20 protein-coding genes and 1 riboswitch are annotated in these 21,248 nt (G+C 60.9%); of the genes, 1 reads left to right on the top strand and 19 read right to left on the bottom strand.

Annotation, left to right across the window (positions count from 1 at the left end; all coding sequences use genetic code 11):
* Window positions 1-147: 147 nt before the first annotated feature.
* The 7 genes from H1B31_RS03160 to H1B31_RS03130 all read right to left on the bottom strand — a co-directional run bounded on the left by H1B31_RS03160 (window position 148) and on the right by H1B31_RS03130 (window position 8,685).
* Window positions 148-2,199, bottom strand: a complete 2,052-nt coding sequence (locus H1B31_RS03160; protein WP_185980876.1) for a DUF5693 family protein — start codon at window positions 2,197-2,199, stop codon at window positions 148-150.
* Between the two features lie 10 nt (window positions 2,200-2,209).
* The gene (locus H1B31_RS03155) at window positions 2,210-2,884 is read right to left on the bottom strand and encodes a DUF2993 domain-containing protein (protein ID WP_185980875.1); all 675 of its coding nucleotides are present in this window, start codon (window positions 2,882-2,884) and stop codon (window positions 2,210-2,212) included.
* A 10-nt stretch (window positions 2,885-2,894) separates the two neighbouring features.
* Window positions 2,895-4,001 (bottom strand): peptide chain release factor 2, encoded by a 1,107-nt coding sequence (gene prfB, locus H1B31_RS03150; protein WP_009440638.1) that lies wholly within the window; start codon window positions 3,999-4,001, stop codon window positions 2,895-2,897.
* Window positions 4,002-4,231: 230 nt separating this feature from the next.
* Window positions 4,232-6,880 carry a preprotein translocase subunit SecA gene (gene secA, locus H1B31_RS03145; RefSeq protein ID WP_185980874.1) on the bottom strand — a complete coding sequence of 883 codons (2,649 nt, stop codon included), beginning with the start codon at window positions 6,878-6,880 and terminating at the stop codon, window positions 4,232-4,234.
* Window positions 6,881-7,050: 170 nt separating this feature from the next.
* Window positions 7,051-7,449: a putative toxin-antitoxin system toxin component, PIN family gene (locus tag H1B31_RS03140; protein WP_009440640.1), complete on the bottom strand. Its 399-nt coding sequence runs from the start codon at window positions 7,447-7,449 to the stop codon at window positions 7,051-7,053.
* On the bottom strand, window positions 7,433-7,702 hold the full coding sequence (locus H1B31_RS03135) for an AbrB/MazE/SpoVT family DNA-binding domain-containing protein (RefSeq protein ID WP_037346205.1): 270 nt from the start codon (window positions 7,700-7,702) through the stop codon (window positions 7,433-7,435). Before H1B31_RS03135 ends, H1B31_RS03140 begins: the two co-directional genes overlap by 17 nt.
* An 80-nt stretch (window positions 7,703-7,782) precedes the next feature.
* Window positions 7,783-8,685 carry a LysR family transcriptional regulator gene (locus tag H1B31_RS03130; protein ID WP_185980873.1) on the bottom strand — a complete coding sequence of 301 codons (903 nt, stop codon included), beginning with the start codon at window positions 8,683-8,685 and terminating at the stop codon, window positions 7,783-7,785.
* 233 nt (window positions 8,686-8,918) lie between these two features.
* Here H1B31_RS03130 and H1B31_RS03125 point away from each other — a divergent pair, with 233 nt between their 5' ends.
* Window positions 8,919-9,083, top strand: coding sequence for a hypothetical protein (locus H1B31_RS03125; RefSeq protein ID WP_009440643.1), 165 nt, complete (start codon window positions 8,919-8,921; stop codon window positions 9,081-9,083).
* Window positions 9,084-9,169: 86 nt separating this feature from the next.
* Here H1B31_RS03125 and hypE read toward each other — a convergent pair whose 3' ends face one another.
* From hypE to H1B31_RS03065, 12 genes are all read right to left on the bottom strand, one after another.
* Entirely contained in the window at window positions 9,170-10,177 is a 1,008-nt protein-coding gene (gene hypE, locus H1B31_RS03120) for a hydrogenase expression/formation protein HypE (protein ID WP_185980872.1), read from the bottom strand.
* Window positions 10,167-11,276: a hydrogenase formation protein HypD gene (gene hypD / locus H1B31_RS03115; RefSeq protein WP_185980871.1), complete on the bottom strand. Its 1,110-nt coding sequence runs from the start codon at window positions 11,274-11,276 to the stop codon at window positions 10,167-10,169. The genes hypE and hypD overlap by 11 nt, the downstream gene beginning before the upstream one ends.
* Window positions 11,273-11,512, bottom strand: a complete 240-nt coding sequence (locus tag H1B31_RS03110) for a HypC/HybG/HupF family hydrogenase formation chaperone (RefSeq protein ID WP_009440646.1) — start codon at window positions 11,510-11,512, stop codon at window positions 11,273-11,275. Before H1B31_RS03110 ends, hypD begins: the two co-directional genes overlap by 4 nt.
* 180 nt (window positions 11,513-11,692) lie before the next feature.
* Complete coding sequence (gene hypF / locus H1B31_RS03105; RefSeq protein WP_185980870.1) at window positions 11,693-14,029, bottom strand: carbamoyltransferase HypF; 2,337 nt, start codon at window positions 14,027-14,029, stop codon at window positions 11,693-11,695.
* Entirely contained in the window at window positions 14,026-14,559 is a 534-nt protein-coding gene (locus H1B31_RS03100) for a HyaD/HybD family hydrogenase maturation endopeptidase (RefSeq protein ID WP_009440648.1), read from the bottom strand. Before H1B31_RS03100 ends, hypF begins: the two co-directional genes overlap by 4 nt.
* Entirely contained in the window at window positions 14,556-15,227 is a 672-nt protein-coding gene (hypB, locus tag H1B31_RS03095; RefSeq protein ID WP_185980869.1) for a hydrogenase nickel incorporation protein HypB, read from the bottom strand. The genes H1B31_RS03100 and hypB overlap by 4 nt, the downstream gene beginning before the upstream one ends.
* A gap of 3 nt (window positions 15,228-15,230) precedes the next feature.
* Window positions 15,231-15,569, bottom strand: a complete 339-nt coding sequence (gene hypA / locus H1B31_RS03090) for a hydrogenase maturation nickel metallochaperone HypA (protein ID WP_185980868.1) — start codon at window positions 15,567-15,569, stop codon at window positions 15,231-15,233.
* Window position 15,570: 1 nt separating this feature from the next.
* Complete coding sequence (locus H1B31_RS03085; RefSeq protein ID WP_185980867.1) at window positions 15,571-15,813, bottom strand: hypothetical protein; 243 nt, start codon at window positions 15,811-15,813, stop codon at window positions 15,571-15,573.
* Between the two features lie 255 nt (window positions 15,814-16,068).
* A complete protein-coding gene (gene cybH / locus H1B31_RS03080) occupies window positions 16,069-16,752 on the bottom strand; it encodes a Ni/Fe-hydrogenase, b-type cytochrome subunit (RefSeq protein ID WP_009440652.1) in 684 nt (227 codons plus the stop codon).
* A 12-nt stretch (window positions 16,753-16,764) separates the two neighbouring features.
* Window positions 16,765-18,678 (bottom strand): nickel-dependent hydrogenase large subunit, encoded by a 1,914-nt coding sequence (locus H1B31_RS03075; protein ID WP_185980866.1) that lies wholly within the window; start codon window positions 18,676-18,678, stop codon window positions 16,765-16,767.
* On the bottom strand, window positions 18,675-19,763 hold the full coding sequence (locus tag H1B31_RS03070) for a hydrogenase small subunit (protein WP_185980865.1): 1,089 nt from the start codon (window positions 19,761-19,763) through the stop codon (window positions 18,675-18,677). The genes H1B31_RS03075 and H1B31_RS03070 overlap by 4 nt, the downstream gene beginning before the upstream one ends.
* 257 nt (window positions 19,764-20,020) lie before the next feature.
* Window positions 20,021-20,190: riboswitch (molybdenum cofactor riboswitch) on the bottom strand.
* 258 nt (window positions 20,191-20,448) lie between these two features.
* Complete coding sequence (locus H1B31_RS03065) at window positions 20,449-21,240, bottom strand: hypothetical protein (RefSeq protein ID WP_185980864.1); 792 nt, start codon at window positions 21,238-21,240, stop codon at window positions 20,449-20,451.
* Between the last annotated feature and the right edge of the window lie 8 nt (window positions 21,241-21,248).

The following is a 21,248-nucleotide window of genomic DNA, read 5'->3' as shown; positions in this document are numbered from 1 at the left end:
TGGAGCAAGCGGAGCAGAGTGTGCGACCCGCCCCCGACGGATTTCTACCGTTCAAGCGAAGCGCGTTTGAAATCCGTCGGTATTTAGGCGGACGAGCACACGACCGCTTGCGCAACTAAGCGTTCGCGAAGAGCACGCATGAAAAGGCTATCCTTCCCTTTTCACGCGCTCCAAGAGATGATTCCATGCGGCGACAAGTGCCACGAGTACCGCGCCGATTGCACCACCGAGGAAGATGCCGCCGATGCCACGCACAAGCGACATCTCGATCGGCGTGCGCATATGCGCAAAGGTTTCCACCATCGACCCCTGTCCGATGGTCGCGACGAGCACGAGTCCGAAGATGATCCACGTCCGCCACCTGCGCGCCGCACCATAGAGCGCGAGCAGGAACGCAGGGTGCCCGATCAGGAACTCCTTCGTGCGGGGGCGCGCGTAGAAGAGCTGCTCGAGTGCCGCGCGCATCTTCAGCTCGATGCCGGGCACAGGCATGCCCGAGGTATGCCCGCTGCGCAGGACGAGCACGACGAGCGCCCCGATGAGGACGAGCCCGCCGAGGAGTGAGCCAACGCGCACGGGCGTCGCCATGATCTCGCGCAGCTGCCCAAGCACCCCCGCCGAGGCGTCGAACTGCCCGTCAAAGATGTCAAACCGCTGCATGAAGGCAATGGCGACGAGCACCATCGGCAGGACAAAGGTCAGCTTAATCCCACGGAAGATGTCGAACTCGAGAAGATAGCGCGTGTCCGTGAGTGCACCCGAGAGATAGGACGCGCCGATCAGCGACAGCGCGCTCGTGATACCGAGCAGCACAAGACCTGCGACGAGGATGCGCCACGTAGGCGCGTTCTTCTGGAAGCGCCGACCACGCAGGAGATCGAGAAGCACAACGATGGCGAGCGTTGGAAAGAGATTTGCACTCGCAAGTGCCGCGACAACCCGCACCTTGCTCCCCGCGCCGATGAGGATCGGCATCATCGTGATGAGAGCCGAAACGGCGAAGAAGAGCAGGACGGCTTTTCTGCGGCGATTGAACGCAGGAATGACAAGCGAGAGATAGAGCACACCTGCCGCCGCAACGCCCATGATGACGAGGGCGCGCAGTACGCGCGATGGTTCATAGGAGGCGAACATGCCAGCCCGCCCGATCTTGAATCCGTGGGACTCGAGCGCCGCGCGCGTGTCTCCGAAGTACTTCATATTTGTCTCGAGGAGGCTCATGTTCGGCGCGGGTTCGTCGTAGATGCGCAGGAGGTTGATGCGGATGTTCCGCTCCTCGTCCGTCGTCACCCAGCGCTCGACGGCATCTGCGATCTTGAGCTTCTTCAGCTCGTCCTTCGGGATCGAGTAAAGGCGCGCAACATTGCCGTAGCCGACGCCCTCCGCGATCTCGTCCATGCCCTGCTGGCGGTAGAACTGCAGCTGGGTCACGCCCTCGATGAGACCGAGGGGGAGACGGCGTGCGCGCATCTCGTCGATCGTCGTCTGTAGCGCCTTCGGTGCACCGAGGGTCTCCTGCCCCGAGAACACAATCGCCGAGACCGCAATCCCGTCCATGCGTGAAAATACCGCACGCACATCGTCCGGCCTGCAGTCGTGGTAGTTCGAGGGACGCGCGATCACGTCGAAGCCCGCCGCATTGACGGCGCGCATCTCATTGGACGGCAGCCCGATGTTGCGCTTTTCAAATGCTTCGTAGTGATCCTTGACGGCGATGACCTCGTCCGCACCAACTGTGTGGACGGTGACGCGCGCCGCGCCGAAGCGGCGGAAGAGATCCTCCTTGAGCTCGGCATAGGTCACGGGGTCATGTGAAACAACATAGATCTCCGTACCGACAATCTTGCCTTCCTCGACGAGCGCACGCCAGCGCGGGTCGGTGAGCGTTCCCGTATGGTAGGCGGCAAGGAGATCCGCGCCCTGCACTGCGTTTGCCTTCCCGTTTTTGTTGAATTTTTCAAAGGTCGTCTCGTAGACAGCGAGCGAGGTGATGCCCACTTCCCTGGCGCGGGCAAGCACATCCTCTGCGGGCAGTCCCTCACGCGCGGCGAGCTCGAGCAGCCCCTCGTAGTCGACGGCGAGCTCCACCGTGCGTGAGTTCTCCTCTACAGCGTGGCGCTCCATGCCGATCACGAGGCTCGCGATGAAGCCGACGAGGATCGCCGCCAAGAGGATCGGATGATAGTGAAATTTCTTCATGTATGATTCCTTATTTCCCCGCCGTCAGAATAACCACGCCGTCCTTCTCCTCGACGGTCTGGAACGCGAGCCCGAACGGCAGCGTGTCAGCTCGTGCGACGAGCACATCCGGGAAGAGCCCATCGAGACTCAGCACATTCAGCCCCATCCCACGCGCAGAGATACGGCGTGCCTTGTAGTAGAGGTCGCCGCTGACGATGGAGAAGCCTCCCTCAATCGTGACCTCAAAGGTCTGTCCGAACGCGCGCGTCTTTGCTGTTGTGAGGACGCTTCCCGGATGCACCGTGACGGCAACATCGGTGAATTTATCCGCTGCATTCGTAATGAGCTCGCGAATCGCGTCCGCATCGACGATGCCGCGCATCTCGACGCTCTCTGCTGCGGTGAGGACAAGCTGCTGCTCGGAGAGGAGCTGCCTCATGTCAAAGCGCAGGTTCGTGCCCGTGACGGTCAGCTCGCGCACGAACACCTTCCCGATGCGTCCCTGTCGGATGACGCCGTCCAGTGCACCGATCTCGCCGAAGACGAGGCGCGGGCTGTCCGTGATCGAGATCTGCACATCCTCCGCGCTCGTGCGGTCACGCAAGGCGTCCGTAATCATATGCGTGACCACAGTGGGAAGCGCAAAGATGCCCGCAGCGACGGCAACAACGATGGCAAGGACGACGGCTGATGCTTTCCACATGGGATTCTCCTTAGAATTCGTGATTCGCCTTTGCGTTTAGATACGCACGGATAAAGGGATCGATCTCCCCGTCCATGACCGCCTGCACATTGCCCGTCTCGGCGTTCGTACGCACGTCCTTCACCATCGTATATGGCTGGAATACATAGGAGCGGATCTGGCTGCCCCACTCGATCTTCTGCTGTACGCCCTCGAGTTTGGCAATCTCCTCTTCCTTCTTCTCCTGCTCGAGCTCAAAGAGCTTTGCACGGAGCATTTTGAGGCACTGCTCCTTGTTCTGCAGCTGCGAGCGCTCGTTCTGACACTGCACGACGATGCCCGTCGGCTCGTGCGTCATGCGAACGGCAGACGAGGTCTTGTTGATGTGCTGTCCGCCCGCGCCGCTCGCACGGAAATAGTCGACGCGCACATCGTCCATATTGATCGGGACTTCCACAGCATCGTCAATCTCGGGCATCACATCGCACGCAGAGAACGAGGTGTGGCGCCGCGCCTGCGAGTCAAACGGAGAGATGCGCACGAGGCGATGCACGCCCTTCTCGGATTTCAAAAAGCCGTAGGCATTGTGTCCCTTGATAAAGAGGGTTGCAGACTTCACGCCCGCCTCATCGCCCGGCTGCAGGTCGGCGGTCTCGACGGTAAAGCCGTGCCGCTCTGCCCAGCGCCCGTACATCCTAAGGAGCATCTGCGTCCAGTCCTGTGCCTCCGTGCCGCCCGCGCCCGCATGGAGCGTGAGGATGGCGTCGTTTGCGTCGTAGTCGCCCGAGAGCAGCACCTCAAGCTGGAGTGTCTCAAGCCCCTCGGCAATGAGGGTCAGCTCCGCGCGAATGTCACCCTCCATCGTAGGATCGTTCTCCTCGATGCCCATCTCGTAGAGCGTCTCGGCATCCTCGTATTTTGCCTTGAGCTCCTCGTAGGTATCGACGCCGCCCTTGAGCGCGGCGAGCTCCTGGTTCAGCTTTTGCGCCGCCGCCGCATCGTCCCAGAAGGACGGCTCGCTCATCTTGTACTCGAGCTCGGCGATCTTCTCCTCCTTCGCGGGGATCTCCAGAGAGATGCGCATCTGATCGAGCTTTTCGCCCAGATCATTCAGTATCGGTTTCAGATCTTCCAGCATAGTTTCCTTAAATTCTCCATTTATTTCCGTATCAGACTGACACGCGTCAAGGTGTGGGGTATACTGCCCAAAAGTGAACCCTAGTGGAGCAACCGGGAAAAGCGTGCGGTATGCCCCGGCGGATTTCGTTGTTCAACCGAAGGGCGTTTAGAAATTCGCCGGTATTTGAGCATACAAGCACGCGAACGGTTGCAGAACGAGGCGTTCACGTTGGGTAGTGGCCTCCTCTTTTATTTATCCTTCCCGTGGCAGTTCTTATACTTCTTGCCGCTGCCGCAGGGACACGGATCGTTGCGCCCGACCTTTTTCCCTTCCTCGTTCTTTGTCGCCTTTGCCTCGGCGGGGACGGACTCGTCACCATGCGAGGCGCGTGCGTTCATGAGGTGATCCTCAAGCTTCGAGCGCTCGCGTGCAAGCAGCTGCTCGGCGCGGCGCTGTGCCCCCTCGTCCATAACGGGCGCGGGACGCGGCGTGCCGTCTGCGGAGACAGGCGCCTCTGCCTGTGCCGCTGCAGCCTGCGGGGTGACGATGCTCACATGGTACATGAGGGAGGCAATCTGATCCATGATGGACGCCTCCATCTCCTCGAACATCGTGAGTGCCTCGATCTTGTACTCGACAAGTGGATTGCGCTGTCCATACGCACGCAGGTTGATACCCTCACGCAGCATATCCATGTGGTCGAGGTGATCCATCCACTTCTGATCGACAACACGGAGCATGACGACCTTCTCGAGCTCGCGCATATTCTCCTCGCCGAACATCAGCTCACGTGAGCGGTAGCCCTCCTCCGCGACCTTCTCGAGTTCCTCCTGGATCTCGTCGCGTGCAAGTGCCTCGAGTTCCGCTTTTTTCAAGCGACCCGCAGGTGCATACACCTTCTCCGCATCCTCGATGAGCGCGTCAAGCTGCCACTCCTCGGGGTAGAGTTTTTCGTTTGCGTACTGCGTCATCTCGTCCTTGATGATGTGCTTTACCATCGCAAGGATATTCTCGCGCAGGTTCTCGCCGAGCAGGATCTTCTTGCGCTCGCCGTAGATGACCTCGCGCTGCTGGTTCATGACATCGTCGTATTCGAGGACGTGCTTGCGGATGTCGAAGTTGCGCGCCTCGACCTTCTTTTGCGCGTGCTCGATCGAGCGCGTGATGATCGCGTGCTCGATCGGCTCGTCCTCCTCCATGCCGAGGCGATCCATGATGCCCGCAATACGGTCGGAGGCAAAGAGCCGCATCAGATCGTCCTCGAGCGAGAGGAAGAACTTCGACGCGCCGGGGTCGCCCTGACGCCCCGAACGTCCGCGCAGCTGGTTGTCGATGCGCCGCGACTCGTGGCGCTCCGTGCCGACGATGTAGAGTCCGCCGAGCTCCTCGACGCCCTCACCGAGCTTGATATCCGTACCGCGTCCCGCCATATTTGTCGCGATCGTAACCGCGCCCTTTTGACCGGCGTTGGCGACGATCTCGGCTTCCTTCTCGTGGAATTTTGCATTCAGGACGACGTGCGGGATGCCGTTCTTCTTGAGGACATTCGACATCTCCTCAGACTGCGTGATCGAGGTCGTGCCGATGAGGATCGGCTGCCCCGTCTCGTGGATCTCCTTGACCGCACGGCCGACGGCGCGGTACTTCGCTGCCTTCGTCTTGTAGATGACATCCGCCTCGTCGACGCGCTGAATGGGCTTGTTCGTCGGAATGACGATGACGGGGAGGTTGTAGATCTTGAGGAATTCGTTCTCCTCCGTCTTTGCCGTGCCCGTCATGCCCGCGAGCTTGTCATACATGCGGAAATAGTTCTGGAAGGTGATGCTCGCGAGCGTCTGCGACTCGCGCTGGATCTTGACGCCCTCCTTCGCCTCGATTGCCTGATGCAGACCGTCGGAGTAGCGGCGTCCCTCCATCAGACGTCCCGTGAACTCGTCGACAATGACGATCTCGTCATCGCGCACAACGTAGTCTCGGTCGCGATGCATCAGCGCCTTTGCGCGCAGCGCTGCCGTGAAACAGTGCGAGAGCTCGATGTTCTCGGGCGCGTAGAGGTTCGTGATGCCGACGATCTTCTCGATCTTGGGCACGGCGGAGTCGGCAGGCGCGACGGTCTTTGCCTTCTCGTCCACCGTATAGTCCTCGCCCTCCTTGAGATGGCGCACGGCCTCCGCCATGACGCGGTAGTTGTCCGTGGACTTCGTGCCGGGACCGGAGATGATGAGCGGCGTGCGCGCCTCGTCGATGAGGATGGAGTCCACCTCGTCGACGATCGCATAGTGCAGGGGGCGCTGTACCATCTGTCCCTCGGAGAGCACCATGTTGTCACGCAGGTAGTCAAAACCGAACTCGTTGTTCGTGCCGAATGTCACGTCTGCGGCATACGCCGCCTTGCGCTCGGGGAAGTCCATGTTGTGTGCGATCAGACCGACCGAGAGCCCGAGATAGCGGTAGAGCTTGCCCATCCACTCGCTGTCACGGCGCGCGAGGTAGTCGTTGACCGTGACCATGTGGACGCCCTTGCCCACGAGCGCATTGAGGTAGACCGCCGTGGTGGCGACGAGGGTCTTGCCCTCGCCTGTGCGCATCTCGGCGATGCGCCCCTCGTGGAGGCAGATGCCGCCGATGAGCTGCACGTCGAAGTGGCGCATGCCGAGCACGCGGCGCGAGGTCTCGCGCACGACGGCGAACGCCTCGGGCAGGATTTCCTCCATCGTTACGCCTTCTGCGAGCTGCTCGCGGAATTTCCGCGTGTAGCCCGTCAGCTTGTCATCCGTGAGGTTCATCATCGTGGGCTCAAGCGCGTTGATCTGCTCCACGATCTCACGGTAGCGCGCGATCTCCTTGTCATTGTTGTCGCCAAGGAAGCGTTTTAGAATCGAAGATATTCCGAACAAGTAGTTTCACACTCCTGTATATGATAATAGCGTACCATTCGTTGAAAGACAATATTCGTTTCATTATAACACAAAGCCCCCGCCTTTGCATAGGGAATATACAAAGACGGGGGCGGGAGGGAATTGCAAGACGGAATTGGTTGAGTAGACTGCGATGGAAAAGATTGCTTCTACGCTTCAATCCCCTCGTGCATGAGGAAGTCAGCCGCCGTCATACAGGTGGGACGCACGATCGCAAGGCTGAGAAAGTCCTTATCACCCGTAAGAATCACATCCACATTCGATGCGATTGCGGCATTGAGAATCGGCTGATCCTTCGCGTCCCGAATGCGCTCAGATGTGCGTTCCTCCTCGGGAATCAATTCATATGCCATCGTAGCAAGAAGCTCCTCCGCGGCCGCCAAATACCTCACAGCCTTACGCTGCAAAATCTCACGCAACTCACTCACATTGCGTTCGCACAAGACAACATGATGATGTTCCACAGCATGAATCAGTGCGAGCGCAGGCTTGGAGCGCGGGAAGAGGAGCGCCGAGAACAGGACATTCGTATCAATCAGTATCCGCATAGCGTACACCGCAGCGCAGTTCATCGACAAGCGCCTGCACCTCATCCTCACTATGTACGCCCATATCCTCGGCCGCACCGGCAAACGCTTCCTGTGCCCGCTGGATTGCCGCTGTCGAGGCGTTGCTCACAACGATTTCGCCGCCATGTGTTTGAAAAAAGAGGATCTTATCACCGGATTTTAGCTTGAGCATACGCCGGATTTCGAGGGGAACCGTAATCTGACCGCGCGCGGAAACTTTCGCCAAATTCATAAGAAACACCTGCCTCTGCATCGTGAGATAAAAGCGCTCGTTCTATCCCATCATAGCCCCTCGCAGCCGAAATGTAAAGATCAGCGTCCCTTCTTCCCGCCGCCCAGCAGCTCCTTTGTCAGGCCGCGCAGGTAGTTCATGACGAGGCGCACGTCGTCGAAGGTCTGGCGTCCCTTCTTCGTGACGAGCCCGCTGTTGATGAAGATCGGGTCGATGAGCGGGATCTGGACGAAGTTGTCCGTCGGAAGCACGGACGGGCGTGCGAGGAAGGTCGAGCCGATGCCCGCGTGCACAAGGTTCTTGACCGTGTGCAGATAGGGCGAGTAGTGGATGACATTCGGCTTCTCGCCCATGCGCCCGTATGCGTCCTGCACGAGGCGGTCAACGAAGAAGTTGCTGTCGAGCATGATGAGCGGCTCGTCCCGCAGGTCTGTAATACTGAGTGAATGCCGCTCCGCAAACGGATGGTCGGGCCGCGTGACAAAGGTGCACTCGCAGTCGAAGAGCTTTGCATAGGAGAGGCGCGCGCTGAAATCGACGGTGTAGTTCGTCAGCGCAAAGTCGAGTTTTTCCTCCTCGACCATCTGCAGGGCGCTCACGCCGCCCGTCTCGATGATCTCGAGGTCGATCTCGGGATGATCGCGGCGGAAGTCGCCGAGGATGTGCGGCAGGAAGACGACGCCGAGCTGCAGGGGCATCGCAATCCGTACCTTTGCGTGGCGGTGTGCCATATTGCGGATCTCATCGTCGAGGCGCGAGACCTCCGTGAGGATGTAGGAGACCTTGCCGAGCAGCTTTGCGCCGTCGGTTGTGACGGTGATCTTGCGCCCCTCGCGGTGGAAGAGGTTCAGCCCCGTCTCCGCCTCGAGCGCCTGCATGGCGACCGTGACGGTTGGCTGCGAGACGTGCAGATGCTCTGCCGCCTTCGTGATGTTCTGCCATTGGCAGACCTCATAGAAATACCGCATTTGTACCAACGTCATCCGATCATCTCCCTTTTCACAGAGCCATGCATCCTTCGATTTATGATTCAGAAAAACTATTTCGCTTATTAGTTTACTATATATGTCAACAAAAGAACAGTATAAAAGTCACAGATAAAATATTTTTATAGTCGCAGGCTATTATTTTATCGTAAAGAAATATTTTTATTTATGCGGAAAAAGTGCTAAGGTAAGGTCACTACAGAAATATGCAATAGAAAAGGGGAACTGAGATGGCAGTATATTTCGCAGATGCAGTGGAGCGTTTCGTAGAGGACATGCTCGAGGCAAACGCAGACAATCTGAAGGCATTCGAGACAAAGACGGGCGTGTATTCCAACGTCGACCCGGACACGCATCACGATGTCCAGATTCCCGACGTGCATCTCACAAAGTAACCTACTATCATCCTACTACAGATAGATAAGGGAAAAAGCGGGCGGCTGACCACTGCCCGCTTTTTTCGTGCGCGGAAAACAGGATTTCAGCAAATCCTTGGCACAAGCTCCCCGAGGGGCAGATCGACGATGCGGATGCCGCCGAGAGCGGTGCGCAGCCCCACTTCGCCCGGTGCCTCCGCCGTTGTGTGCCCGATGACGCACGCCGCACGCCCATGCGGGTCGGCGTGCATGACATCCAGCACGCGTGCCGTGTCCTCGGGCGGGACGAAGGCGAGGAGCTTGCCCTCGTTTGCAAGCGTGAGCGGGTCGAATCCGAGGAGATCGCAGACACCCTGCACGGCGGGATGCACGGGGATCGCGCCCTCCTCGAGGAGAACGCCGACGCCCGCCGCTCCTGCAAGTTCGTTCAGCGACGCCGCAACGCCGCCGCGCGTCGGATCGCGCAGGACAGCAATGGAGGGTGCCGCCGCGAGCATCGCCGCCGTCATGTGGCAGAGCGGTGCGCTGTCGCTCATGATCTCGGGCGGAAGCGTGAGATTGTGCCGCGCCGCCATGACCGTTGCCGCATGATCGCCGAGCGTGCCAGAGACGATGATGTCCATGCCCGGTTTGATATTCACGGGGGCAATGTCCACGCCCTCAATCATCTCGCCAACACCCGCCGTATTGATATAGATGCCGTCCCCGCAGCCGCGCGGCACGACCTTTGTATCGCCCGTCACGAGGAGGACGCCCGCCTCATCTGCCGCCGCGCGAATATCGCGCACGATGCGGCGTAGGGTCTCGATGGGGAAGCCCTCCTCGAGGATGACGGCGAGCGAGAGCCAGCGCGGTACTGCGCCCGTCATCGCGAGGTCGTTGACCGTCCCGCAGACGGCGAGCCGCCCGATGCTCCCGCCCGGGAAGAAATGCGGCTGCACGACATAGGAGTCCGTCGTAAACGCCGCGCGTCCCGCGAGCGGCAGGACAGCGCCGTCATGCAGCGTATCGAGAATCGTATTGCCGAGCTCCGGCAGCACAACCTCCTCCATCAGCGCGTGACTCATCTGTCCGCCCGCCCCATGTGCGAGCGTAATGACCTCATGCTCCATAGCGGAACCTTCCTCCCCCATATTTATACCATGCAGCGCACGTCCCCTCAACCGAGACCATGCACGGCCCTATGGCGTGCTCCGGCACACACGCCTTGCCGAAAAGATTGCAGTCACGCGGCACAATCGCCCCGCGCAGCACCTCGCCGCAGCGGCAGCCGTGGCGCCCGTCACCCACAGTCTCCACCGAGAGCGGGCGCACGCGTGCAAAGTCAAATGTCGCGTACTCCTCGCGCATGGCAAGCCCCGAGGCGGGAATCTCGCCCAGTCCGCGCCAGCGCACCGATGCAGGCTTATAGACGCGCTCGATTGCCGCACGCGCAACGGGATTGCCCGCAGGGCGCACAACCGTCTCATAGGCGTTCTCGATGCGCGCCTCCCCCGCCCCGATCTGGCGCACGAGCAGCTGAATCGCGCGCAGGATCTCAAGCGGCTCGAATCCGCCCACAACCCCCGGCACAGAGTAGTCCCGCGCAAGGAACTCGAACGTCTCCGTCCCCGTCACCACCGAGACGTGTCCCGGCAGGAGGAAGCCGTCAACATGCGTCTCCCCGCCGTCGAGAAGCGCGCGCATGACGGGCGGCACAAGCTTCTGCGCCGAAAAGAGGAAGAAGTTCCGAATCCCCTGTGCCTCTGCCGCGAGCACCGCCGCCGCCTCGGTCGGTGCCGTCGTCTCAAAGCCGACGGCGAGGAAGACAACCTGTTTCGTCGGATTCTCCGCCGCAATCGTGAGTGCATCAAGTGGCGAGTAGACGATGCGGACATCCGCACCTGCCGCCTGCGCCTCGGCAAGGCTCGAACGCGTGCCGGGCACCTTCAGCATATCGCCAAACGTCGTGATGATGACATCCTCCATCCCCGCGTACGCAATCGCCGCGTCGATGTAATCGTCCGCCGTTACGCAGACGGGGCATCCGGGTCCTGAGACGAGCTCCACCTCCTCGGGGAGAATCTGACGCAGTCCCGCGCGAAAGATCGCAACCGTATGCGTCCCGCAGACCTCCATCAGGCGGATGCGCTTTCCGTGCGTGCCGACAATATCGCGCAGCTCTGAGATAATTTCCGCCGCACGTGTCTGCGTGTCCTGCGCGCTCCTCATGGGATACTCACCACCGTACGCGGTGCACCACGCATCTCCGCACGCAGCGCCTCGATCCGCTCCGCCTCGTCCGCCTCGACGATCTGCATCGCAAAGCCCGCGTGGACGAGCACATAGTCGCCAATCGCCGCCTCGGGCAGCAGCATGAGGCTCGCCGCGCGGCGCACCCCGTTCACCTCCACCGAGGCAAGCTGATCCTGTATCTCAACGACTTTCGCCGGAACTGCCAAACACATATTTTCTCCTTTATCTTAACCCATCATGGGGATGTATCATCCTATCGTTATGCTGCACCCAATCGTTCAAGGCGCCCCTTCCACCGCTTCGCGGTTCCCCTCCCCCGTGTCGCACGGGGGAGGCTTTTTATATCGTGCTGCCGTCAGCGGCGCAAACACACTGTATTAGCCGCTTTTTCCTCACATTCCCATCCTTGCCAACGCGACCGCCGCCTGTCCGTATGCAATCCCACCATCGTTCGGCGGCGCAGCGTGCGGCAGAAGCACGCGGAAATCCGCGAGATACGCAAGCAGCTCCTCAAGGAGCAGCGCGTTCTGAAACACGCCGCCCGAGAGCACCGCCGTGCGCAGCCCTGTGAGCGCCGAGAGCAGATGCAGCACCTCTGCGACCGCCGCCGCCATTGTCACATGGAAGTCGAGCGCACGCCCCGCACGTTCTTCCGCCGAGATGCACTCCACACCGTCCGCAAGCGCTGCGAGCACGGGCAGGAAGTCCACCGTGATCGGCGCCGCCGTTAGGTTCACACGATAGGGCAGGATAACGCCCGCGCGCCGCGCACGCCGTGCAAGCAGCTCCAGCCCAATCGCCGCCTGCCCCTCGTACGCATTCATGCGGCACAGGCCGAGGAGCGCCGCCGCCGCATCGAAGAGACGCCCCGCGCTCGACGTCAGCGGTGCATTCACCCCTGCCGCCGTCGCCTGCACGAGCAGCTCCCAGCCCGCAGGAAGCGCCTCAATAAATTTCGGCGCGCGCCGGGCTATTTCCTCCCCGTACATCGTATGCAGTACCCAGAGCGCAAGCCGCCACGGCTCTTTTGCCGCGCGGTCGCCGCCCGGCAGCGGGAGATAGGCGAAATGTGCGCGCCGCTCGTAGTCCCTCATATCCGCCGCGAGGAACTCCCCGCCCCACGAAGCCCCATCCGCGCCGTAGCCTGTCCCGTCGAGCGTGACACCGAGGACGCGCTCCCACACATCATGCTCTGCGAGCACCGCTGCAATATGCGCGTGATGATGCTGAACACTGACGAGCGGCAGCCCCTCGTGCGCCGCACGCGCACGCATATACTGCGTCGAGAGATAGGCGGGATGGAGATCAGCGGCGAGCAATGCGGGGCGCACCTCGAAGAACGCCTCGTAGTGCGCGATCGTCTCCTCGTAGGAGCGGAGCACGGCATGCTCCATCAGGTCGCCGATGTGCTCGCTCAGAAAAGCCTCCTGCCCGCGCGTCAGGCAAAAGGTATTCTTTAGCTCCGCCCCACCCGCAAGCACCGATGTCCCCCCATCAAAGGGCAGCGCGAGCGGCGTCGGCGCAAAGCCCCGACTGCGGCGTACGATCTGACGCCCGCCCGCCGTCATGCGCAGGACGGAATCGTCCACGCGATGCACAATCTCCCGATTGTGCACGAGAATCGCATCCGCAATCCCCGCAAGGCCGCGCACGGCAATGTCATCCTCGTAGATGATCGGCTCACCACTGAGATTTGCGCTCGTCATCACCCAGAGATCATCCTCCGCAAGCAGGAGGAGATGCACGGGCGCATACGGCAGGAGCACGCCGAGGTATGCGTTCCCCGGCGCAACACTCTCCGCCGCCGGGTTCCGTGCATCGGCGCGCCGACGCAGAAGGACAATCGGTGCAGCAGGCGATGTCAGCCAACGCTCCTCCTCATCCGAGACCGTGCAGAGCCCCCGCACCGTCTCCATACTGCCCGCCATCACGGCAAGCGCCTTCGCCTCGCGCCGCTTGCGCTGTCTGAGCCGCGTGACCGCCGCCTCGCTGCGCGCATCGCACGCGAGATGATAGCCGCCGATGCCCTTGACGGCGAGAGTGCCGCCCCCTGCCACAATGCGCCGCGCCGCCGCAAGCGGGTCACCCGCTGCCTCCGCCCCGTCCACGAGGAGACGATAGGAGGGGCCGCACGCCCCGCACGCATTCGGCTGCGCGTGAAAGCGGCGGTCGGCGGGATCATCATACTCGTGCTGACATGCGGGGCACATCCGAAACGGAGCCATCGAGGTCAGCGGCCGATCGTAGGGCACACCGCGAATGATGGAGTAGCGCGGCCCGCAGTTCGTGCAATTCGTAAAGGCGTAGCCATGCCGCCGATCTGCCGCAGAGAGGATCTCACGCCGACAGTCCGCGCAGACCGCAAGATCGGGCGAGACGAGCGTCCGTGCCGTCGCCCCCTGCGGGCTCTCCAGAATGCGGAACGCCTCCTCCCCCTGCGACGGAATATCCGTGAACGTCACAGCCGTCACCGACGCCGCAAGCGGCGCCTCCGTGCGCAGGGCATCTGCAAAGGCGTCGAGTGTCGCCGCCGTGCCCTCCGCCTCGATACCAACGCCCGCGCTGTCATTCAGCACCCAGCCGCTAAGACCGTATTTTGCAGCGAGCCGATAGACGAAGGGACGAAAGCCCACGCCCTGCACAATCCCTGAGACACGAAAGGCGCGCCTTTCCCGCGCGCCCCCGTTCACGGGGCTCTGCCCCGGCGGCGTATGTCCACAATCCGTCATGCCGTCTGCCTGCGCGGCACACTGCGCTCCTTCGGAATAACGCCGAAGCGCACGAGCTCCTCCACCGCACGATGCGCAAAGGAGGGGAGCGCCGCCGCCATCTCGGGGCTGAGCGTCAGCCCCGCCGTCAGCTCATAGGGCTGCATGCCGAGCACAACGACGTTCGGAATCGACCGCCCCGTCACCGTCAGCCATGCGAGCACGTCCTGAATCCCGATCTCATGCGAGGACATCTTCTCCTGAAAATGCGCCATCACCGCATCGTTCTCGAAGCGATAGACCGTTCCAGGCGCGGCGTCACCCGCAACAGCGTCGAGGATGAGCAGCTTCTCCGTGCCCGTCACGAAATGCAGCAGCTCGGGGCCAAGCGTCCCGCCGTCGAGCAGGCGCACCTCCTGCGGGAAGGAGTAGTGTTCCTCGAGATACTCCATCGCACGCACGCCGAAGCCCTCGTCGCGCAGGATGATATTGCCGATCCCGAGCACCGTCACAGGCGCAACGGGAACAATTTCGTCATAGATGCTCTTCACTGCTGCCCTCCTCCGCGCTTCTTTGCTGCAATCTCCGCGCGCAGCCAATCGTACCACGCCGCAAGACCCTCGCCCGTCCGACACGAAATCGGCAGAACGGAGATCCCGGGGTGGAGCGCCGTAATGTCCGCGCGCGCCGCCTCCATATCGAAATTCGTATAGGGCAGGATGTCCACCTTGTTGAGGAGTGCAACTGCCGACTCCTTGAAGATCAGCGGATATTTCAGCGGCTTGTCGTCCCCCTCCGTGATGCTGAGCGCGACCGCCTTCCGATCCTCACCGAGCGCAAACTCGGCGGGGCAGACGAGGTTACCCACGTTCTCGATCACGATGAGGTCGAGCGCCGTGAGATCGAGTTTCTCCAGCGCCGCCGCTACCATCGCCGCATCCAGATGGCAGCCGCCACTCGTGTTGATCTGCACGACAGGGGCGCCGCAGCGTTCAATGCGCGCCGCATCCTTCGTCGTGAAGAGATCGCCCTCGATCACCGCCATGCGCAGCTCTTTGCCGAGCGCCGTGAGGGTCTGCTCGAGCAGTGAGGTCTTGCCGCAGCCGGGCGATCCGAGGAGGTTCAGCGCGTAGATCCCGTGCCGCGCAAAGAGCGCCGCGTTCTCCGCCGCCGCCACCTCGTTCCTGCCGAGGATGTCCGCCTTTACAACTACCTTCATAACCTATTCCATCTCTATATAGTCCACGCGCATCTCGCGCCCGCCGATGATCTCCATGCCGCCGCCGCAGTCGGGGCAGAGGTAGTCTGCGGGGCGTATGCGGCGCTCTCTGCCGCAGTCATGACAGCGCCCCGTAAACGGAACTCGCTCCCATGTTAGCGCGGCGTTCTCTGCAATCGTCCCGCGGATGACCGAAGAGAACGCAAGAGAGAGCGCCTCCGTCTCCACCCCCGAGAGTTCCCCGAGGAGGAGATGGATGCGCTCAATCCGCTGTGCCGCGTGTGTGCGCGCATGGTCGAGGGCGATATCGAGGATGCCCTCTGCAATCGCCATCTCGTGCACCCTAGAGCTCCGCCGTGAGACCGTGCGCGGCAAAGGTGCTGATGAGCTCCGTCATCTTCGTCTTTGCCGGGTCATAGTCCACCGTCGTCTCCCCGTCATGCGTATGGATATGCACATAGAGGACACCCGAAAGGCCAAGGAGCGCCTTCTCCACAGCGGCGGCATTCTCCTCCGTATAGCCCTTCACAAAAAACTGCAAATGCGTCGTGCTCTCCGCGAGCCCGCAGCCGCATTCCTTACACATAGTTTACTCCTTTATTTCCAAATCAACGTACTTGATGAAGCGCCTCCCTCGTCGAAACGGGGGAAGCTAAGGAAGCACTGATAAATTCAGCACCATCATCTTGACGCATCTTTTTTGCCCGCACTGTGTCGGCAAATCCTCCACATAGCTTTGGCTATGCGTCCGGTTTGCCTCCTTGTTCGGACGAAAAAATCTACGCCAATCTGACGGACTTCATTTTATCAGCGATTCCCTAATATCGCGCCCCCAATGCACCTACTCCACATCCCTCGCATCAACAGGCGTATGACGCAGGAGCTTCGAGCCTGCGAACATGCTCGATACCTCCGCCTCGCCCTCCATGAACTCGGCACGCACAACCATGTAGAAGTGCCCAATCGCGAAGAGGATAATCGCCCACGCCGTATAGTGATGGACGAAGTGCGACATAAACTCGTTGCCGAGCATGCGGTTCACCCACCCGAACATGATGCCGCCGGGGGCAAACGGCTCTGTCATATAGTACATGGCAAAGCCCGTGAGCACCTCGATGGCAACGAGCACATACAGCCCTGCGTACGAGGCGCGCGCCAGCGGATTGCGCAGGAACGGCTCATGCGACGGCTTGATGAGCATGTAGTGCAGCCCAACGTCCATCATGTCGCGGTAATACTGCTTTTTCCAGAAATGCGGGAAGAGGCGGTCGCCGCGGTTGATGATGAAACCGTAGACGCGCCCAATGAAGCCCGCACAGAACGCAAACGCCGCAATGAAGTGGATGTTGCGCACGAGGTTCATGAGGAGCGGCGTATTCGTCGGCTCCGAGGCGAGGATCACGGGCGGCTTCGTGATGAGAAAGCCTGTGATAAAGAGGACGATGATCGCAATGACCATCAGCCAGTGAAAGATACGCAGAAAGGGACTAAAGAGGTAGTACTCCTGCCGCTGTTCTTTTTTCATGCGGATCGCCCCCTATTCGTCCACGCGCACGCCCGCATAGGGATCGGTCGTGACGACGCGGATCTTCTCCCCCTTCGCGTTAAAGAGGTGCGTCGAGCACGCCATGCACGGATCGAACGAGCGCACCGCCTTCACGATCTCGAGCGGCTTGTCCGCGATCTTCACGGGCGTATCCATCATCGACATCTCGTACGCGCCGTGTCCCGCCGCATCATCGCGCGGGCAGGCGTTCCACGTCGTCGGCACGACCGCCTGATAGTTCGCCACCTTGCCGTCCTTGATGACGACCCAGTGACTGAGCGCGCCGCGCGGTGCCTCGTAGAACCCGACGCCCTTTGCCTCCTTCGGCCATGTCGAGGGATCCCACTTGTCGTTGTTCACCACGCGCGTGTCGCCGCTCTTGATGTTCGCAACGAGCTTGTCAAAGAAGAACTTGCTGATCTCCGCCTGCAGCTGCGCATCGAGCGCACGCGCCGCCGTGCGGCCGACCGTCGAGGGCAGCCACGCCTCGGCGGGAACGCCGAGCACCTTCGTCACTGCGTCGATCTGGTCGACAATCATCTGCTCCGCCCACGTGAGGTCGCCGAGCAGCCCCTGCTTTGCCTTCGTGTAGAGGACGATGTAGCGCGCGAGGGGGCCAACCTCGCAGAGCTTGCCGCGCCACTTTGGCGTCTTGAGCCACGAGTATTTGCCCTGCTCGTTCAGCGCCTTCCACTCCGTCTTCGTGCCTTCCTTCGGCTCCGTGTAGTGCGGCTTCGTCTCGCCCTCCCACGGATGCAGCCCCTTGCTGTCGCCGCCGCTGTACTCGTACCAGCCGTGCTCGACGCTCTCGCTGATAACCTCGGGGTCGGAGACATCCTCCATCTTAAAATCATAGACCTTCGCCTGCATCACGCCGCCCGCAAAGTTCTCGACAACGCCGTTGCAGCGCACGAGCAGATCCTTGAAGAAATCGCCGTTCGTCGCGCCGCTGAACGGCTCCTGCGGGAACATACCGAAGGCGAGCACGCGCTCCTTGGCGAGGCCGCCGCCCGAGACATAGCCCTTCTGCACGTAGAGATGCCCGATGGCGAGCACGTCCGGCAGGTAGTAGTCGTTCATCATATGACGCGCAGACTGGATCGAGCGATCCACGATCGCGAGGCGTGCCGTATTGATCGGGGCGTTTCCGTCCTCCATCGAGATGGAGCAGGGCATGCCGCCGAGCACATAGTGCGGATGCGGGTTCTTGCCGCCGAAGACGACGTGCGGCACGACGAGGTCGCGCTGCTTGTCCAGCATCTCGAGGTAATGCGAGATCGCCATGAGGTGCACCTCGGGCGGCAGCATCTGATAGTCGGGGTGATCCCACCACTGCGCGGAGAAAATGCCGAGCTGGCCGCTCTCCACGATCTTCTGCACCTTCGCCTTGATCGCCGCATAGTACTCGGGGTTCGAGACGGGCACGTCGTGCGGATACGCCTCCGTCTCAAGCCCCGCAGGGCCACGGAACGGCAGACGATAGGTCGCGAGCACCGTGTTCTGGAGCGCCGCCGTCGCCGCCGGATCAGCCTTCAGCGCCTCGAGTGGGCTGACCCAGTCGAGTGCGTGCAGATGGTAGAAATGGATGATATGATCCTGATGCCCAAGGCACGCCGCGATGATGTTGCGGATGTAATGCGCGTTCTTCGGGATCGTGATGCCGAATGCGTCCTCCACGGCACGCAGACAGCCCAGCGCATGGGACGACGTGCAGACGCCGCAGATGCGCTGAATGTATGCCCACGCATCGCGCGGATCACGGTCGTTCATGACGAGCTCAAGCCCGCGCCATGCCGTACCGGAGGAAATGGCGTCCTCCACCTTGCCCGTCGCCTCATCCACCTGGATCTCGACGCGCAGATGTCCCTCAATGCGGGTGATCGGATCTACGACTACGTGTTTCATTCATGCACCTGCTTTCCCTCTTGCTCCAACTGCTTCTCATGATGCTTCTTCTGCACAAGGCTCGCGCCCGCATGCGCCGCAACGCCGACTGCCGTCGCGACGGCAAGGCCTGCGCCGACCATGTCGACATCGATGCCGTCGTACTCAGGCAGACGCCGCGAGAAGGGCGCATCGTCCCAGAAGTTTGCATTGCTGCAGCCGATACAGGGTGCGCCGGACTGGATTGGATAGGACATCCCCTGATACCAGCGCAGATTGCCGCAGGAGTTGTAGGTCTCAGGGCCTCTGCACCCGAGATGATAGAGGCACCAGCCCGCCTTTGCGCCCGCATCGTCGAAGCGGTCGGCAAACATGCCCGCATCGAAGAAGGGACGGCGGTAGCAGGTATCGTGGATGCGGTTGCCGTAGAACTGGCGCGGACGCCCCTCCGCGTCAAGCGGGGGCAGCGTGCCGAAGAGCGCGACGTGCATGACGACGCCCGTCATGACCTCGGCAATCGGCGGACAACCGGGCACGGCAATATACGGCTTCGCGCCGATGAAGGCACGGATGCCCTTGGACTCCGTCGGATTCGGCGCCGCCGCCTGAATGCCGCCCGCCGTCGCGCACGTGCCGTAGGCGATGACCGCCTTTGCGCCCGCCGCGACACGCTTCAGCGTCTCCTCGAAGGGATGCCCGCCCGACATGCAGGTGTAGGCATGATCGCCCGTTGCGACCGCGCCCTCGACCGCGAGGATGTACTCGCCGTAGTACTTTTTCATCGTCGCCTCGAGATGCTCCTCGAACGGCTCGCCGCAGCCCGCACTGAGGACGTGCGTGTACTCGAGCGCGATGCTGTTCAGGACGAGATCGGATGCGAGCGGCGCACCCGAGCGGATGAAGGACTCATCGCAGCCCGTGCACTCGTGCCCGTGAATCCAGATCACGACCGGCAGCGGCTTCGTCTCTGCCGCCTCGACGACCTTCGTCATCATGTCCGTGCTGAGTCCCATCAGCGAGGTGAGCGTCACGCAGCCCTTCAAGAAGCTGCGCCGACTCATACCCTTCGCGAGATAGGACTCCCACAAGCTCTCCCTCTTACTCACATGAATCCTCCTAACAAATACACAGGCGTCCTTTTGGGCGCTTTATTGAGAACCAATACTAATCATAGAAAATATTTATTATTATACATCCTGAAGGGCGAAAAAGAAACATTGTTTTCGCTATTCTAGGAGCTAATTTTATGTTCGATTTCTATGCCTAAAAAGGCTGTCCCCCGCACCAAAGGTACGACGAACAGCCTTCAAAATTCGATGGGTAGGAACGCACGCCGAAAAAACAGCGTACAACGCTCTGTAATGAGGCAATTCTGTCGCTTCCTTTTCAAGGGGAGGCGCGAGCCTCCAAGGGGAAGGCCCGCGCATTTCTGTGTGAACCCTGTGCGCGTTTTGCATAGACCGCTCAGCGCAGGCGCAATATCATAGGCTCTGCTCAGCCCTTAGATATTTTTGCTCGGAAACGTGGAGGGATGCGACGCCCTCCCGCATATTTAATTGCAGGTTAATTCTAACAGGAATCGCCTGCACTGTCAATATGCGACATAAGAAAGCGCTGATACATTCAGCACCGCCATCTTGGCACATCCTTTTCGCCCTGCCTGTGTCAACAAATCCTCCACATAGCCCCCGCTATGCGTCCGGTTTGTTTCCTTGGCAGGACAAAAATTCTGCACCAATCTGACGGACTTCATTGTATCAGCGCTTCCTTTATTCTCACAATGCCTTGGATTTATTTCTTGTATTTCAGCTTCTTCGCCGCCTTCTTTACGGCATCGCGCTCTTTCTCCGCCATGGTGTTCGGGCGGATCTCGGCAGCATGACCGTCGCGGTCGCCGTCCGTGATGACCGTGTTTTCGCCGTCATAGGCGATGATCTCATAGGTGCGGATTGTGTTCTTTTTGAGATCCAGCACGCGGCGCTGCAGTGTATACGCCAGCTTGTCATATTCTGCATCGTGCATTGCTTCAACGAACTGTGCCCGTCCGAGGTCATTGTAGAGGATGAGCTGCCAGTAGGAGATCGTGCCGTCCGTGTTCTTCGCCATCATCGAGCGGTCGAAGAACCAGCCGCGCCGCTCATCCCCCTCGATGAAGCCCCAGTCGCCGCCCGCAAGGCTGACGGGCATGATTGCAGTGAGGTCACCGTAGGCAGCGGCATCATAGGCGGAGGAGCGTCCCTCATCCGTACCGTAGCCGTACCCAATCGCCTCCTGCGGGGCTTCGTCCTTAGCCTTTTCGGCGGACGCGTCCTTTGCGGTCGTCTCTCCGTCATAGGGCACGGGGATGATCTTGCCGTTCTCATCGCGCTCGTCGAGAGACTCATCGCCGAGATCGTCCATCTCCTCATCGAGGGCAGACTCCCCCTTTTCGGGCGCTTTTGCCGTGTCTGCAGACGCATCCGACGCGGTGCCCTCCGACTCCGCCGCCGTCATCACCGCATGGATGTCCTTCTTCTCCGCGCTCTCCCCGTAGGCGGGGAGGAGGAAAATGCCTGCGGCAAGCAGGAAATAAATCGCTTTCATTGTGTTCC

Source organism: Selenomonas timonae, from assembly GCF_014250475.1.
Classification (GTDB): domain Bacteria; phylum Bacillota; class Negativicutes; order Selenomonadales; family Selenomonadaceae; genus Centipeda; species Centipeda timonae.
The sequence above is the reverse complement of the archived record's forward strand: the minus strand, read 5'-3'. Positions and strand labels throughout refer to the sequence as shown.

What these genes read in the sequence shown, in the direction of transcription:
- H1B31_RS03160 (WP_185980876.1), bottom strand. Translation starts at nt 2,199, where the DNA reads ATGAAGAAATTTCACTATCATCCGATCCTCTTGGCGGCGATCCTCGTC.
- H1B31_RS03155 (WP_185980875.1), bottom strand. Translation starts at nt 2,884, where the DNA reads ATGTGGAAAGCATCAGCCGTCGTCCTTGCCATCGTTGTTGCCGTCGCT.
- prfB (WP_009440638.1), bottom strand. Translation starts at nt 4,001, where the DNA reads ATGCTGGAAGATCTGAAACCGATACTGAATGATCTGGGCGAAAAGCTC.
- H1B31_RS03140 (WP_009440640.1), bottom strand. Translation starts at nt 7,449, where the DNA reads ATGCGGATACTGATTGATACGAATGTCCTGTTCTCGGCGCTCCTCTTC.
- H1B31_RS03135 (WP_037346205.1), bottom strand. Translation starts at nt 7,702, where the DNA reads ATGAATTTGGCGAAAGTTTCCGCGCGCGGTCAGATTACGGTTCCCCTC.
- H1B31_RS03130 (WP_185980873.1), bottom strand. Translation starts at nt 8,685, where the DNA reads ATGACGTTGGTACAAATGCGGTATTTCTATGAGGTCTGCCAATGGCAG.
- H1B31_RS03125 (WP_009440643.1), top strand. Translation starts at nt 8,919, where the DNA reads ATGGCAGTATATTTCGCAGATGCAGTGGAGCGTTTCGTAGAGGACATG.
- hypE (WP_185980872.1), bottom strand. Translation starts at nt 10,177, where the DNA reads ATGGAGCATGAGGTCATTACGCTCGCACATGGGGCGGGCGGACAGATG.
- hypD (WP_185980871.1), bottom strand. Translation starts at nt 11,276, where the DNA reads ATGAGGAGCGCGCAGGACACGCAGACACGTGCGGCGGAAATTATCTCA.
- H1B31_RS03110 (WP_009440646.1), bottom strand. Translation starts at nt 11,512, where the DNA reads ATGTGTTTGGCAGTTCCGGCGAAAGTCGTTGAGATACAGGATCAGCTT.
- hypF (WP_185980870.1), bottom strand. Translation starts at nt 14,029, where the DNA reads ATGACGGATTGTGGACATACGCCGCCGGGGCAGAGCCCCGTGAACGGG.
- hypB (WP_185980869.1), bottom strand. Translation starts at nt 15,227, where the DNA reads ATGAAGGTAGTTGTAAAGGCGGACATCCTCGGCAGGAACGAGGTGGCG.
- H1B31_RS03085 (WP_185980867.1), bottom strand. Translation starts at nt 15,813, where the DNA reads ATGTGTAAGGAATGCGGCTGCGGGCTCGCGGAGAGCACGACGCATTTG.
- cybH (WP_009440652.1), bottom strand. Translation starts at nt 16,752, where the DNA reads ATGAAAAAAGAACAGCGGCAGGAGTACTACCTCTTTAGTCCCTTTCTG.
- H1B31_RS03075 (WP_185980866.1), bottom strand. Translation starts at nt 18,678, where the DNA reads ATGAAACACGTAGTCGTAGATCCGATCACCCGCATTGAGGGACATCTG.
- H1B31_RS03065 (WP_185980864.1), bottom strand. Translation starts at nt 21,240, where the DNA reads ATGAAAGCGATTTATTTCCTGCTTGCCGCAGGCATTTTCCTCCTCCCC.